10 protein-coding genes are annotated in these 17,218 nt (G+C 35.3%); all 10 read right to left on the bottom strand.

The features are described from left to right. Window positions 1–25 precede the first annotated feature (25 nt). Window positions 26–301: a UxaA family hydrolase gene (locus SJY43_RS10210; protein WP_396600636.1), complete on the bottom strand. Its 276-nt coding sequence runs from the start codon at window positions 299–301 to the stop codon at window positions 26–28. 34 nt (window positions 302–335) lie between these two features. Beyond that, the gene (locus SJY43_RS10205; protein WP_396600635.1) at window positions 336–1,091 is read right to left on the bottom strand and encodes an SDR family NAD(P)-dependent oxidoreductase; all 756 of its coding nucleotides are present in this window, start codon (window positions 1,089–1,091) and stop codon (window positions 336–338) included. A 157-nt stretch (window positions 1,092–1,248) separates the two neighbouring features. Next, entirely contained in the window at window positions 1,249–2,637 is a 1,389-nt protein-coding gene (locus SJY43_RS10200; RefSeq protein ID WP_396600634.1) for a sulfatase, read from the bottom strand. A 38-nt stretch (window positions 2,638–2,675) separates the two neighbouring features. Continuing rightward, the gene (locus SJY43_RS10195; protein WP_396600633.1) at window positions 2,676–4,088 is read right to left on the bottom strand and encodes a hypothetical protein; all 1,413 of its coding nucleotides are present in this window, start codon (window positions 4,086–4,088) and stop codon (window positions 2,676–2,678) included. 21 nt (window positions 4,089–4,109) lie between these two features. Then, window positions 4,110–5,339 (bottom strand): enolase C-terminal domain-like protein, encoded by a 1,230-nt coding sequence (locus SJY43_RS10190; protein WP_396600632.1) that lies wholly within the window; start codon window positions 5,337–5,339, stop codon window positions 4,110–4,112. A 6-nt stretch (window positions 5,340–5,345) separates the two neighbouring features. Further along, the gene (locus SJY43_RS10185; RefSeq protein WP_396600631.1) at window positions 5,346–6,800 is read right to left on the bottom strand and encodes a sulfatase; all 1,455 of its coding nucleotides are present in this window, start codon (window positions 6,798–6,800) and stop codon (window positions 5,346–5,348) included. A gap of 37 nt (window positions 6,801–6,837) precedes the next feature. Next, a complete protein-coding gene (locus tag SJY43_RS10180; RefSeq protein ID WP_396600630.1) occupies window positions 6,838–10,074 on the bottom strand; it encodes a glycosyl hydrolase in 3,237 nt (1,078 codons plus the stop codon). Between the two features lie 15 nt (window positions 10,075–10,089). Beyond that, a complete protein-coding gene (locus SJY43_RS10175; protein WP_396600629.1) occupies window positions 10,090–12,468 on the bottom strand; it encodes an alpha-L-rhamnosidase C-terminal domain-containing protein in 2,379 nt (792 codons plus the stop codon). Between the two features lie 17 nt (window positions 12,469–12,485). After that, a complete protein-coding gene (locus tag SJY43_RS10170) occupies window positions 12,486–16,070 on the bottom strand; it encodes a LamG-like jellyroll fold domain-containing protein (RefSeq protein WP_396600628.1) in 3,585 nt (1,194 codons plus the stop codon). Window positions 16,071–16,146: 76 nt separating this feature from the next. Next, the gene (locus SJY43_RS10165; RefSeq protein ID WP_396600627.1) at window positions 16,147–17,118 is read right to left on the bottom strand and encodes a PKD domain-containing protein; all 972 of its coding nucleotides are present in this window, start codon (window positions 17,116–17,118) and stop codon (window positions 16,147–16,149) included. Window positions 17,119–17,218: the final 100 nt, after the last annotated feature.

Raw genomic sequence — 17,218 nt, 5'->3', positions numbered from 1 at the left:
TGTTTAATAATAAATAGAGTTAGTTTTATTTTTCCTGACTAGCAACATAATCCGTTTTTAAATTATGACTATGTACATGCGCTCCAGGAAGTATATCTTGAGTAGCGCTTCCTATAGATAAGCCATATTTAAGTATTTTACTGTGTCTATAAATTGGTACTATCGCAATTTTATGACCAAAACTAATTGATTCTTGTAGCACAATTTTTTCAGCATTAAATTCAAAACAGCTCCCTTTTTCAAAGTCTTTTAATGCTATTACAATATTATCATCACTATGTAATCTAATACTATTTTTCATTTAATATTTATACGATACTTCTTCTAAAATTATTTTAAAACCCTCCTGCGGCACCTCCATCAACTGGAAGAAAAACACCGTTTACATATTTAGCTGCATCAGAGGCCAAATATAAAGCTGCATAACCGATATCTTCTGGTTGTCCAAAACTCTCTGTTGGTATCCTTCCAATAATTTTAGTTTTCCTCGGTAAATCATTATCTATTGCTTTATGAAGCATTGGAGTTTCTATCCAACCAGGTGCTATGGTATTTACTCTAACATTATCGATAGCAAGTTCAGACACCATACTTCTCATTAAACCTACAACTGCTGTTTTAGCTGTAGAATAAGCAACAACTTGTTTCATCCCCATAACTGCAGTCATTGAACTTATTAGTATTATTGAGCCTTGTTTTCTTTTTATCATTTCTTTTGCAAACTCTCTAGTCAATGCAAAAACGCTCATTAAATGGACATTAAGCACCTCAGCAAACTCTCTATCGGTTGTCTCAACTGCATTCTTTTTTAAATGTGTACCCGCACAATTAACTAAAACATCCACAGCGCCCCAATCGTTTTCAATGTTTTGAACAAATGCAGGTATGATTTCTAAATTAGAAACATCAAAAGACTGATATTTACATAGCGCTCCTAATTTATTTTTAGCATCAATTAGCTTCTGTTCATTCCTACCAACTATCAAAACTTCAGCACCAGCCTCAACAAATGTTTTAGCAATACCAAATCCAATACCACTTCCACCACCTGTTACTAATGCTTTTTTTCCTTCTAAGCTAAATACGTTCATTATCTTATTCTTTAGTTTTATCAAACAAAAATAAGGACATGTGACAATGTAAAAACAACCTTTTATCGCTATTAAGCAGCCATTTTGTGCAACAAAAGTATTTTATAATATCAAACCTCTTAATACCCTACTAGGTTGATTGAAATTTAATCAATTATTATGACTTTTTATATTCAGGATTTTTAGTTTTCGGAATAGGTGCATTTGTGTCTTTCCACCATGTCTTCAATATTTTTAATAACTCTTCTTTCTTTTCTGGATTCGTTTCTGAAAGATTATTTCTTTCCCCAATATCTTCAGATAAATTATATAACTCAACACCATCATCTTCAAAATAATAATGAAGTTTCCAATCGCCTTTTCGTATAACAGAACCAGGACGTGTTCTAAACAAAGGATCTCTATTTTCGTTATCATTTACATTATAAGCTTGCAAATAAATGGGAAAATGCCAATAAAGAGAACGTTCCAATATTTCCTCTTTTCCTTCTAATATCGAAGACAGATTATTTCCATCTAAAGCTAAGTTAGAATTCTTAATTCCCGCATATTCTAAAATTGTTGGAAATATATCCAAATTTGTTATGGGTACATCGCTCTTAGTTTTTGGTTTAATTTTATCATTTAAAACAAAGAAAAATGGCTCTCTAATACCGCCTTCATAATAGCTCCCTTTACCTGCTCGTAATGGTTTTTGTTTGGTTATTCCGTATAAACCACCATTATCTGAAGTAAAAACAATCAAGGTATTATCAAAAAGATGTTTTTCTTTTAGTTTATCAATAAGCAAACCTATGTTTCTATCTAAATTATCAACCATAGAGGCATATTCTGGATTCCCTTGCCCCTTCCACGGTGTCTTTTTCTTGTATTTAGGTACAATACTATCTACTGGCGTTATAGGCACATGAACGGCATAAGGCGAATAATTAAGATAGAATGGTTTTTGTACGGTATCGACAAAATGTATGGCTTTTTCCATTATGGCATCCGTTAAATATTTATCAGAACCACCTTCAATGATTACATTTTTGTATGGTGGCTTATAACTTTTAGGTAAGCCATTATGACCACCACCAATATTGACATCAAACCCATATTCTAAAGGATTATCGCTTAAATGCCATTTTCCTGCCTGACAAGTCACGTATCCATTATCATGTAATACCTCTGGTAAAATAGTATGGTTTTTTGATAGTGTATGTGTATTTTTTGTTGGAATCAATTTTCTGTGTTCAGATTTACCACGGGTTGAAGGACTAACCGTATAAATACCATGTCGTGGTGTCCATTTTCCCGTCATTAAACAGGCTCTACTAGGCGCACAATTTGCAGAAGAAGCGTATCCATTAGTAAAAACTATACCTAAACTAGACAGGTAATCGATATTAGGAGTTTCGTAATATTTGCTGCCCATGAAACCGACATCTTTCCAGCCCAAATCATCAACGTTTATAATGATAATGTTAGGAACTGAAGATTCTTGTTTGTTAGCACAAGCTTGACTTAATAGTACTATTAAGATTAATCGTATAATTTTTATCATTTAAAAAAATTTTGAATAAAAGTTATTATTAAATTGAATTAACAAATACGAACTACTCGTAAATTTAAAATATTTCCTAATTTTTCAATTTTGTTGGCAATATGTCCTACCCCGATAGCACAATGGTGCGACGGCCCTTGTTTGGACCATTCGTTCATAAACGCTCTAGCACCTATTGAAAAACGGTAACGGCTATTGGTATTACCGATATGCAATACAGGCCCTTCTACAGATTCGCCTTCTGCGACTAATAAAAACACATCATCTTTACCTTCTACAACCGATAATAAGGTGACTGGCCCATGTTTTACCGTCATTTGAATGGACAAACCCTTCCCTGGTTTCCCATGATATACAGGTAAAGGTACCAATTGTACGTTGCCTTCTGCTATCGCAAAATGTGCAGGGCCATCATGTCCTAACATGACAATATCATCATTAAAATCCATCGCATAAAATTCAGAAAACGACCCGCCAACCCCAAAGGCATCCATAATTTTCATGGCTTGGGCATTCTTCACTTCATACTCGCCTGCTACAGGGACATTTTTACCCGTTAATAAGGTATTTCCAGCAATAACTGAGGTTACTATATTTTCATATGCATTGGCATTTTCACCTTCATAATAATAGGCTAAAGATCCTAAATCGTGATTGTCTACTAACTTATCTAAGGCTATTGATGTTTTTGCGGCACGTACCAATTCGTCATCTTCACAGGTATCAATCACTTCAAAAGTGGTTTGGAATTCTTTTAATTTGTCATCAACCTCAGCTTGTGTTACAGCATCTCTGTATTTTTTTACTTCACACATTTCCACAATTTCTATGTGCGTGCCAAAGGCTGAAGATTGCTTCGTTAAATCGGAATACACATCTAACATACCGGCATAATAATGCCCTAAAACGCCTAGTCTGTTATTTTGCATTACAGAAACCACTTTAGCAGCATCTATCCAATCTTGAATGTCATCCCAAACTACTTGCTCTCCTAAATATCCGGTTACAAATTCATAATCTATCCCTACACGGTTAAATACATTCGCAAATTCTGGTACGGAGCAGGCTTGACAATGAGCCAACCACTCCCCTGTCATCTTCCCACGATCGCCTAAAGCATTAAAACTTTCGTAATCTATAGCCGCAACAGGTTGTATATTTAAAATAACAACGGGACATTTTACTTTTTGAACCACAGGTAAAACCGTAGAAGACAAGGCATACGTTGAGATGTATAAAAACAAAATATCTACATCTTCTGTTTTTAGCACCGCTGCCTTTTCTCTTGCAACCACGGGTGAATCTACCAATCCAACATTTACCACTTCTGCTCCAAAGCTTTCCATTTTATCTGCTATCTGTTGTTGATAACCTTCTAGCCTTTCCAATAAGCCCTCAAATTGTGGCCAATAGGTATCTAAACCAATACCAAATAATCCTACTTTAATCATTATCTTATTTATTTTTTATTACTAAACTTCTATATATAACTCACTTACTTTTTTCAAACGCTCGGTATCTATTTCTAATCCAAACCCTGGTGCTGGTTTAAAGGAATAGTATCCGTTTGCCTCTTTTGTAGTGGCTGCACTTTGCAAACACTCCAAGTAAATTTTAGAATCTTCTTTTTTCTCTATAGCTTCTACCCAAGTCGCTCCAACGCCAATCGCTATTTGTTGCCACGCAGAACAAGCTGGACCAACCAAACTATCATCACCAATCATTACTTTAGCACCTATTGCCTTTACTTTATGCGCTAATTTTGCTGTATGGGTTAAACTTCCCATTGTAGAGGGATGCAAATTGTAAATGTGTCCCATTCCTTTTTGCATGGTGTTGATGCCTTTCCAAGCAGGACGCATAGGCGCATCTGGAATTAAGGTTAAATCGCCCACCATTTCTTGCAATTGTATCCATTGTTTGGTTTTTAAATGTGCAGGATCTTCAATTGCATTTAGTCCATTAGCTTTAAAACGATCTAAAATCCCTTTTAATTCGTCTAAAGATTTCCACTTTTTATAGCCTTTATTTACATCTGAAATCACAACAGCTTCATCCCCCAAAACCTCTCGAATTGTTTTAAGAAGTTTCATATCAACGGCTTCATTACCATACATTTTAAATTTCATATGATGAGCAAGGTTCTGTTCGATACTTTTTTCAGCTTCTTCTCTAACTTTTTTCTCGTCCTTATCTAGAATGCAATACAATCCTGGAACTGGATTTGTTCCTATTAAACCTAGTAATTCAACTGCAGATTTGTTTTGCAATCGGCCAGATACATCTAAAAGCCCCATATCTAAAGACTCTAGCATTTTTAGAGAGCGTTTTGAACCTAATACTTGTTCTGCTGCTAATAATTTTTGAGATTCACCTAAGGTTAAGCCTTTAAATTGTTCTAAATATTTAACCCAAGCTGTTGGTTTAAAATCTGGATTATTTTTGGATGCAGGCGTTTCTGTCCACCCATAAAAATCTCCAGCAGATATTTTGATGAATAAATGCTGACGGTTGTGCCAAGTGCCCCATGAAAAATAACGAGGTATATTAATATCGTATCGAAATATTTCAATTTTTGTAATCTTTTCGTTTAAATATTCATTTCCATTTTTACTTGCACAAGCAGATAAAAGAGGATATGTTGCACCAATAATACCTAGTGCTGACATACTTTTTATAAAGTCGCGTCTATTTGTTTTCATATTTTTTTACCAAGAATCGTTCATAGAAGTTAGTAATTCTGCCAACTCGGTTTTCATTTTAGCATCTAAATCAGGATCTTCTCCCCAAATGTTTTTCATTTGATATGGGTCTTTAGCATCGTTATAGAGGTAATAGAATTTTTCTCCACTCTCATGTTTTACAACAGCATAGGTATAGGCTTTGGTTCGAAAACCACGAGCATCGCCTTTAGAGGCAAAGCTTTTTCCTCCAAAATACAATTGCTTTTCTGGACGTCTTACAGATTTATCAAAAAATAAGTCGGCATAATTTTCGCCCTCTACCACATCTGGTATTTTATCTTCAAATCCCATTAAACCCAGTAACGTTGGCATATAATCGGGTACGCTTAATAAAATATCGTCTGTTTTTGGTTTTATCGCTTTTGGATAATGTACTATTAAAGGAATTTTATAAGCTTCTTTAAACCATACGTTCTTATGCATCAAACCTTGACTTCCCAACATTTCGCCATGATCTGCAGAAAACACAATAATGGTATTTTCATACTGTCCTGCTTCTTTTAATTTTGAAATCACACGACCTATTTGATCATCAACCCCATTTACAGAAGCAAAATAATCGGTAGCTTGATCTAAGCGTTTTTCTACACCGTGATCACCTCTTTTTAAGTCATAATTATCATCAAACTGCACATTTGGTCTATTTAAAACATCTTTATGCGTCATACCCTCATAACGTTTTCTATACTGTTCTGGCACTTGTTTAAAGGGGGTATGTGGTGGATTTATAGACCAAAACAACGCAAAAGGTTCATTGGATTTTCTTTGCTTTTCATTGTTTTTGAGGTAATCAATAACAACATCTGCTTCATGTTCTGCAGACCATTGTTGGGTATATACTTTATCATTTTCTCCACCATCAGTTGTCCAATAATAAGGATTGTTATGTCTGTTATGTGTACCATAAGCATACCAAAAAGAGAAACCATGCCTGCGGTCTGGAGGACACCAGGTATCCCAGACACGTTTTACATCTGGAGGTGTTGGTTTTGGTCCATCTAAATGCCATTTTCCAACATAACCTGCACTATAGCCATTTTCTACTAAAACATCGGAAAAACAAATTTCATCTTTCTTTAAATAATTACCCAAAGCCGTTCTTTGGGAATTGCAATTTTCTACAACACCAGTTGATAAAGAATAACGACCCGTCATTAACATGGCACGATATGGACTGCATAATGGATTGTTTGCAACGGCCTCAGAAAAAAACACACCTTCTTTTGCCAATTGATCTAAATTTGGTGTGTGTACTGGGTCTTCTTTTAAAAAACCTAATGAGGCTTGCCGGTATTGGTCTGCAAAAATGAATAGTAAATTAGGTTTGGTTTTTACTGTTTCTTTTTTTTGTTCGGTTTTACAGGAATAAACACTACATAAAATCAATCCAAAAACAATTAATTTACTCCACAACTTCATTGTTATATGCCTTTTTAATTTATTCACTTTGTCTTATCTAATATTTTACAGATTCTATAGTTACCGGTCCTAATAAACCAGAAGGTTGCAATTCAGATTCAGGTGTAATATCATCAATTACCAACCAAGTATATTTCTCTTCTTCTGGTCTTTGTTTGTCTTTAATCAGTTGGTTTCTCCAAAGGTTAACGACTTCAATTTCTAATTGATTTTCTCCTTTCTTAACTGTATCTGATATGTTTAAACGATAAGGCGCTACCCAAAGGCCTCCTAAATCTTTTCCATTCAATTTTACTTTTGCCATCACAGATAGTTCTCCTAAATTTAGGTAAGTATCTTGATTTTCTGGAAGGGTTTCTATATTAAAAGTTGTGGTATAATTTGCTGTGCCTGAATAGTATTTTATTTTTTCGTTTTCCGATTTAGACCAATCTTTTAAATTATTAAAAACAACAGGTGTTTTTGGTCCAATTTCTTTATTTGAAAAATCTACAATAAACGGTTCTTTTAACTCAGTTATCTTTTCAAAACTTGGAAAGTTTTTAGAATTCATTGGTTTTGGGAGTGATTCATTCTCTTCAGCAAAAACAACAAACCAACTCTGACCAATATTTAACTGTAAAGGTACTTTTATGCCTGTTTCAGTAATTTCAAAATCTGGTAATGCTCTGATTTCGCCAAAAACGGCATCCCACAATTGTGGTTTTACATTTTTATTGACTCTAAAAATTGGTGCTAATTCTATTTGTGTATTACTTTGGTTTGTGATAAAATAAACTTCCATTTCTGGTGTACTTCTGTGTGTCCATAACACAGGCGCATCATCAGAAACAGCAACATCTTTTGCTAGATTTAGGGTTGCAAATACTTCTGATAATTCGTAACCGTCAAACACTTTTCCTTGTCCGTATTGTCTCGTCATTTTACGATTTTCGTAGTTTCCATTCCACATCTTATTGGCTATAGTTTTCACGATTTCGTCACTTGCTGGGTAATTTTCTAAACTTGGCGATTTTTCAGGTTTCTGACCTAAAATTATTCCACCTTGTTGCACCAAACTTTCTATCTTTTGTAACAATTCTGGTCGCATGGTTTTAAATGGAGGCAACACCATTACTTTATAAGACATGCCATCTGGCAATACAAATCGACCGTCTTTTATGGATAGCCTATTTAAAATAACTTCAGCATTAATATAATCATAAGAATAGCCTTTGGGGATTTCAGGAACTCTTCCACCTGTCATTATTGGTGCATCTTCTCCAATAAAATAACAAACATCGGCTACATATTTTCCCTGTTGTAATAAATGTTGGCAACGACGTAAATAATCGAAATAACTGTCTGCCTGACTAAACCAAGTATTATGGCGGTTGAATTCTGTACCAAACCAAGCATTCATTCCTGGTTTTCTGCTATCATCTGGTTGTTGAATGTACAAGTGCAACACAAAGTGATTGATGCCTTCTGTTAACGACCAATCTCCTCGTTTTTTTAGCATTGCTGGATGCCTTAAATACGTTTTTCGGGCGGATGTAAACGCTTCTGCTGATGTTATGGGTTTTCCATACGTATGAGCTGTTGATGAGGATGCTTTACATTCAATATTTCCCAAAGTGCCTTCGTTCCAAAATTCGCCAGCAATTAAATCGGATTGCCCACCGTACATCATAAATTCTCCTGGAAACCCCCAGTGCCCATAGTTTTCTAACCAAGTTTTTAAATTGTGTTTGTTACTTGCTTTTCGCAGTCCTCCAACGTATTCGTAAGCGACATCATCTGCAATAGAACGACGCAAATCCCACAGAAAACGTTCGGATAACTCCACACTTTCTACAATTCTACCAGATAATACTGGTAAAAATGGCACAGGGTCATAGCCGTATTTTTCTTTGAACTTTACTTCGTAACCATCCGTCCAGTTTTGTGAACCTTGTTCGTAACTATCGGCCACTACATATTTAAACGCCGATTTGCTTTCTTCGGGAACACGTTTTAACAACTCGCCTACAAAATTATAAAAATGGTATTGCGTCAAATCGCTATTCATTTTATCTATTTCATAACCCACACCTTGGGGTGCAGCAGGTGCATTTTTTGTACCTGTTGGCGTCATTCCCATACGTATAATTGTCCAGTTGCCTTTTGGTGCATCCCAAGTTAAATTCCCGTTTTCATCAAGTTTATTACTTAAATCAATAATATTATCTGGGTTTATAGACAGGCTTTTATCGTTAATTTCGTCTTGATTGCCAAAGATGTAAGAATCCCATTTAATACCTGGTGTAGAATTCATCTTACCCAATTGTTTCTCTATATATTTATCTAATACCAATGCTTCAGAAATCGTAATCTCGGCAAAACCAAAGTCTGCTTTTCTTTTTGTTCTAAAGTTGGTACATTTTAACACAAACTCTTGTGCTTTTGTTTCTGGTAACACGGTAGCAAAATCTCCTGTTTCAATAGAGGCTACATTAGGCGTAATACGAAAACGGTCGAACTGAAATTCTTTAATAAGTTCTTCTTTACCATCTACTACTGCAAATAGACTCATCTTACATTTAAATGGTCTACTCGGGATTACAGTAATAGAACGCGTTGTAATAGGTTCTGATAGTTGAAAATTAATAGCTAAAGTTTCTCCTTTTTTTGGCTCGAAACTGGTATCGTTTTGTTTATTCCCATCATTTAGAATACCGACATTAACATCTTGCCAATTGGCTGTTATTTTTGTTGGAATGTGTTGGGTGCTCTTTGCTTCTAAATTTGAGGTTTTAAAAGCAAGCGTATGCGTGTCTTGAAATTCTTTTTTAGGCTGCGCCAATACTATATCAAGTGTTTTTCCTCCTACAACTTTCGTTTCACTATAGGTTAAGTAGCGCATCGCTTTTGTATAATCTACCCATGGTCCGCCACTTTGGCTCCAACCTGGGCAGTTGAATACCCCAATATCTACCCCAATACGTTTACCTTCTTCTACGGCATGTACCATATGAGACCACCAATCTTCGCTCAGCATAGGTACTTTTCCATCTTTGTGTGCCGGATTTATATTTCCTATTAATGCACCGCCAATACCGGCTTTTTTCATGGCCTCTAAATCTTTAGTAATTCCATCTTTAGAGATATCGTCGTTAATCCAGTACCAATAACACCAAATTGTATTATCGTCTGTTGGGTTTATAAAATTAGATTGAATAGTCTCATAATATTTAGATTTACTACATCCTAAAACAAACAGGAACAAACAAATAAGTGTTATTAGTTTTTTCATAATTATGTTATAAAACTATTTATATGATGCATCGATTTTCCAGGTACCCGACTGCGCCTTGAATTTTAAAAATTCTGTGTTTTCACTATCAAAAATAAGTCCTTTAACAGATTTCTTCTTTTTACCATTTTTCCAAACTACTTTTCCATTTACAATCACTTCACTAATTGCTTTACCTGTTTTTGGTATTCCTATAATTGCTGTGGCATTTTCTGGAGATTCCAACTCTAATTGATAGGTATCATCTTTTACATCTAAATCAATAGTAATGTTTCCTTTTACTGTTGGAATCACTTTTTTTAACTGCTTAAAATGCACCAAATTTGGCATAATTTGATATTCATCCCAAGACACTTTGGTAGGTTCAACTCCTGCGATGTATTTTGATAAAATTTTATTCGAGCCATTCCAGGCGTGATTATAACTTCCGCCTTTTGGAAACATTTCATAGAGCGTAGACATATCCTCTTTATCAACTTGACTCTGATATTGGTCTTTCATTCTAACCAATGATTCTTTGTATCTACCAGCAAGACACATGGCTTCTTCTACCATCCACTCAAAATGTGGGCTTGAAAAGCGGTTGGGAATTAAAACATTATCAACAATTTGATTATGAAATTTTGGATTTGCAATTCCTGAAACAATAGCTATGGCATTGGCTCTATCGTCTTTTAAATTTTCAGCATCACTACTGTAAAAACCATTATTCCAATAGGCTTTTTCAAATGCTGGTTTCATCGTTTTCATTCTACTTTCATACCATTTGGCATCTGCTTCTTCTCCTAAAACCTCTGCCATTTCTTTAGCTTTGTTTAAGGCTAAATAATAAAATGCAATTTGAATAGGTTCTTTATCTGCTGTTTCCTTAACTCCCCAATCTACCCAATCCCAAGCATCTGGACTTTGGCGTATTCTATATTTTGGCAATCCATTTTCTTGCATTTCAAAAAGTGCCAAATAATCGTAAACAAATGGATATACCTTTTGCAACGTTTCCTTGTCTCCAGTATTTAAATAATAGGGCCAAATACTTTGTGCAATAAACTGTAAACTTTGCGCTACCAACTCGCGAACTCTTAATGGTCCTAAAGCTCCAATGACACCATCCTGGCTAAACGACATGGTTTGTAGTATTGCTTTTTTTAGTAATTGACGTCCTGCATTATCCATAGCATAAAATAAATACCCTGTTTGGTCAGCTACATCGCCAATCCATAGGGCACGTTCTCTATCTGGGCAATCCATAAAATTATCGCGAGCACATACAAATAAAGTATTGTTGCCCATCCACCATAAACGGTTGTAAAATGGGTCGTCAATTTCAAATTTACCAACCATTTCGCCTACACTCATCCAACGGTATTTTAGTGCTTTTACTTTAACACCCTCTGGAATCGTATAGCGTATTTCATTGCCATTCATCCAAGAAAAACTCTCAAATTTCTGAGTTCCTGCTTTGGTAATATAAGTTGCTGTAATTTTATTAAGTCGATTGTCTGTTGTTACAAAAATTGTATCGCCAGCTTTTGCTTCGACTTCTATATACGGTGTAATTTGTTTATTAAAAGGAAGTTTACATTTAATAACTTGCCCTTTGCTTATAAATGGAAATTGCAAATCATCATGATTTTTATAATTTTCCAAACCATGGTTAATCAATTGAGGTACAATATTTGGTTCTAAATTATACCAAGGTGTAACACCTGCATTTCCTTTTTCTATTGCTTTTGACCAATTACTATCATTAAAATTAGAAGTATACCAAGCATTATCAGACCAGTCATTCATCGCTTTTTGAGCATCAAATTGAACAGGGTACTGCACTAGTGCTTTACTTGCTGGTGGTATACTATTGTTGTAGGCTGGGTGTTGAATGGCTTTCCAAGAGGCATCAGAAACTAGTCTTTGGTTTCCTATTTGTGTCGAAAATAACAAACCTCCTTTTCCACTATCAATGTGTGTTCCTTTGTGGGTTTCTCGACCCCAATACCAGACCAATATTGCTATGGTATTTTCTCCTTTTTTTAAATAAGATTGAATATTCAAAGTTTCATACCACGAATTGGTTGGTGTAATTTTTTCTTTACGATTCCAATCGCCTGCTTGACTTGGCCCTCTTGACAATCCGCCTTCAAAAATTACCATTTCTCCATTTATCCATAACCAAAACTTGCTATCTACAGCAATATGTGCTTCAACTATTTCTGGGATTTCTTCTAAAGTAATCGTTTTTCTAAAACTCATCCAAGTATTCGAAGGTCCATCTTCTTGTTGCCAAATCCATTGGGCATCTTTCCAATCAGGCGTATTAGCCAATACTGAACTGGAAGTTGTAAAAGCAATTGCAAGCCATAGACATAAAACTAGACTATTTTTTAATTTTATTCTCATTCCGCTTTTATTTTGTTCTATTGTTTAACAAATCTTGACATATAAGAAATCCCCTGAATATCTGTCATTTTAATAATATATATTCCATTATTGAATGAAGAGACATTCAGCTCATTGTTATTTATAGGAACTGATTTTATCATTCTTCCAGATAGATCGTACACCTTTGCATTAAGCATTTCAGCACCTACCATGTTAAGTATTTGATTGGTTGGGTTTGGAAATAATTTTATTTTATTGTACGCAGATTCATTTTCAATAACACTTAGACTTGCAAGGTATTCTTCCAGATTTTCGATATTCATCACTTCATTTACTTCAGCCTCAGAAAGCACCTCATTAAACATATACACCTCATCCAACATTCCCGTAAAATTTCGTACCAATGAAGTAGCTGAAAATGACCCAAAAACAAGTTTACCAAAACTTTGTGGTTTACCTGTTTCAAATTCATAACCCTCAGCAGTACTGCCATGTTGCTGACCATTTATATAAAATTTATGTTGTCGTTGTCCTTCTCTCTGGTCCATAACTAACGCGACATGGAACCAGTCATATTTTTCAGAGTCCTCTACATTAAATGAAATGGACTTTTGTTGATGAGAACATCTAAAGCTTAAATCACCATTAGAATAAAGTAAGGTACGTCCATTAGTAGGCTGCAAAATGTCACCACGTGTGGTGTAATCTGATACTTTTAACCAAAACGCTATGGTGTAAGCAGTTTCACCACTATATTCGAAGACATTATTAACAGATGTGAAATATGACCCTTCTGTATAGCTAAAGACTCCTCCTTTACCATATTTTCCATTATCGTAAGTTACAGCAGACCCCATGGTAGCATCGTTATTATTCCCGCTATGGTCATCACCATTTTCTTCTAGTGGTAAGTAAAACAATAATTTATTTGTAAAAATACCAGCTCTGTCAAGCACACTAATACTAATACTTGCTTCAGAACTTTTCCCATCTGTGTCTGTCACTATGGCTTTTAATGTATAATTACCACCTTCTAAGTCTGATAATGCAGGCGTATCAGAAGATGAGAAATTAAAAGGCGCAGTTGTTTTTGTAGCTATGAGCTGATCATCAAGAAATAATTCAACTTTATCAATACCTTCATCATCAGTAGCATCCAATTCAATATTTATTAAATCACCATCTGCCTTCTCGAATATAGCACCATCAGTTGGCGTTATAAAGGAAATCTCTGGAGCATAATCAACAAATACATCTGCATTAAACTCCCAGATTCCAGGTGTTACATTAAATTTTAAAAAGGATGCTTCCTCACTATTAAAAGAGATTCCTGAAACGCCATCTACAAATGCACCATCTTCCCAAATGGTTACACCTCCAACGGTGACTTCAAATATTTCTGTATTAGTTTTTGGGATGCCCACAACGGCGGTTGTATTCTCAGGCGATTCTAGTTTCAAATTAAAATTAGTTTTACTTGAAGTAACCTCAACCAAAATGTCTCCTTTAACAGAAGGCACTTTGGTTTCAAACGAGGTAAAGCTAGCCAATGTTGGACATACTTCATACGATGCCCATGCCACTTCAGTAGCCTTAATACCAGTAATATAACGCGATAGTATATAGTTAGGTGCATTCCAAGCATGGTTTGGTGTACCTAAACTACCTTTCGGATCGCTTTCAAACCGTTCGTATAAGGTTGTTAAATTCGGGTTATCAACCTGAAAATCATACACCTCTCTCATTCTAGTTAAGGCTTTTTCAGGATGTCCCAATTGCATTAATGCCTCTTCAGCTAACCACTCAAAATGCGGACTTGATTTTCTAACAGGGAATAAAACTTCATCTACTAAGGCATCATAGTGACTTTCATCAGCTAAACCTGCTATGACTGCAAGAGAACTTACACGTTCCTCAATTGGGCTACCTGAAGTATTATAGCTACTACCTCTCCAGTATTTTTGAACATAGTTTTGCTCAATACTAATAATTCTGTTATCATACCATGGTATATCTTCATTTTTATCTAACACAATAGCCATTTTTTTTGCCGCTTTTAATGCAATATAATACCAAGTGGCTCTTACAGCATCTCCATCACCACGATCGCTTCCCCAATCTATCCAATTTACACCTTCATTTCTGTTTTCAGGCATACCATCTGAAGCCATATTCCATAACTTTAAATAAGTAAGTATGGCTGGATATGCGTTTTCAATAGTAGCTTTATCTCCAGTATTATAGTAATACTGCCACACTACATTATCAATAAACTGAAGACTTTGTGCTACAAATTCAGCAGTTTTCGTTTGAAAGCTTCCAAAACCTGGTGTTAAGCCCTCTATAATATCTCCTCTACGATAGTTTATAGTATTGTCTATCGCTTTCTTTAATAATTTTCTTCCTGCCTCATCTAAAGTATAAAAAATGGCTCCTGTTTGATCCCCAACATCACCAATCCATAAGGCACGTTCTCTATCAGGACAATCCATATAACCATCTCTTGCACAGATGTACAACGTATTACGTGCCATCCACCATAAACGGTTATAAAATTGATCATCACATTCAAAATTACCTGTCATTTCACCTACACCTGTCCAACGATATTTTAACTCTTGCACTTCTACACCTGAAGGGATTCTGTATTCTACAACATGACCATTAAACCATGTATAGCCTTCAAATTCTTGAACACCACTTTTGGAAGTATATATAGACTGCAATAAATGCAAATTATTATCAGTATCAATAACAACAGTTCGCCCCGAAGTAGCATTAAGTTTTATGTAAGGCGTAATTTGCTGATTGAAGGGAAGTTTTGCTATTATAGTGACGTTAGACCCTGAATTGTTAGTATAAGGAAGATTTATTGTTGAACCGTTTACCGTCATTGATGGGTAATCTGTCAATCCTCTATCGTTCCATTGCGGTATCGCACGCTCTACCAAATTGCCCCAAGGCTGACTATTTATGCCTCCTTTTTCTGTAGGTGTGTCCCAGTTACTGTCATCATAACCTTCGGTGTACCAAGCACTATCTGTCCAGTCACCTAAAGCATTTCGAGCATCGAATTTTACGCTATAAGGCGTAATGCGATTATCTGCTCCACCTCCACCACTATTGGGGTCATAAGCTGGGTGCAATTTCATTTTCCAAGAAGAATTTGTATTCAAATCGGCGTTCCAATCCGCAGAAACATATAACCCGCCTTTACCACTATCTAAGTGGGACTTTCTTGTACGTCCAAAATACCACGCTAAAATAGCTATTGTATTTTCACCCGATTTTAAGTAGGGTGCCAAATCAACTGGATCGTAATATGTTGTATTTGGTGCAGCACCTCTTGCTAAACCACCTTCAAATAATACCATATCTCCATTTACCCAAAGCCAATATTTACTATCTACAGCAATATTTACTAATGCTTCAGATGGTACTGTACCCACATTGATGGTTTTTCTAAACGCCATCCAAGTATTTGCTGGTCCATCTTCCACTTGCCAAATCCATTGAGATTGTGCATGTACAGAAGTTATTGAGATTGCGAAAAAGACAAAGAGAGATACTAAAATTCCTCTTTTTCTAATTGTTCTGTTTAATTCTTCTTTGTTTTTCATAACTACTAATTCTTATTAAAAATTTTAATTTCTATTATTCATAGTTTTGACTTTTACATAACAAAACTAAATCGTACTATTTTGTAACAACATCCCACACTTTAGAGCGTATAGATTTATCGTCTTTATTTTCAACTGTGAGTACAACAGTCCAATGACCTGCTGTATTATATTGATGTAAAGGATTTTGTTCTTGAGAAGTCGTTCCGTCTCCAAAATCCCATGTCCATTTTTCAACCTTGCCTATTGATTTATCTTTAAATGCAAAAAAACGCCTGTCTCGATCAACCTCAACAAAAGACCAATTTGCTTGTAGCTCTGGTCTGAATTCTTCTGTTAATGGCATTAATCTAAATACATTCATAAAATCACCGTTATGAATCATTTCAATATTATGCGCTAGGTTAATAAAATCTTTCCTTTCCTTATTATCATCATCATAATCGATAACGCTCCACGACATCGCAATAATTTCATTTTCTTTTAACTTTGAAACTGCCGAATGGTTAATCCCTTCAATTGCAGCATAATCGAATGGTGTTATCCAAAACTCCATTTTGAGTAGACCAGATTTACCTTGTTCTAAATTGTGGGTATAGGCCGCATTAGCATAAGGAAAATCTTTAATCCAAGGTGTATTTCCCCAAACCATGGCCCAATCTTTATTTACAGCTGGCATAAAAACATGGTAGTTTTGTGCATGTGAGCCATGTCCTCTAAAATGCAATTCTTCAATAGGTAAGAATTGTTTATTCGCATTCCACTTTTTAATAAAATTCCCACCCGAAACATCGGCATCCACAACTAATTCAAAAATATCTTGTTTGATATCTAGTTGCTCAAATTCCCAGAAATCATCAAAAACTTCCACATAAAAGTATAATCTGTTCAAGTCTTTAATCCATCCAACTTTAACTTTAATATCCAAATCGGATGCATCAAGATTAAAGCCAATGCCATTTATACTTTCTTTCATTTGATCTAAGCCAATGGTATAGGCTTCTGGAACCAAATTCCAATCGGAAAAATCGCCATCAATCCGTGGCATTTTATGTTGTGGAAATTGAAAAATGGGGTAAATAGTATCACGGCTCTGAAGAGCATGCGATTTGAATGCCCCAAAGACTGACACTACTACTAACACAAAA

The organism is Algibacter sp. R77976 (genome assembly GCF_044594645.1).
GTDB lineage: Bacteria > Bacteroidota > Bacteroidia > Flavobacteriales > Flavobacteriaceae > Algibacter_B.
Note: the sequence above shows the minus strand (reverse complement) of the source record. Positions and strands in the feature narration are given on the sequence as shown.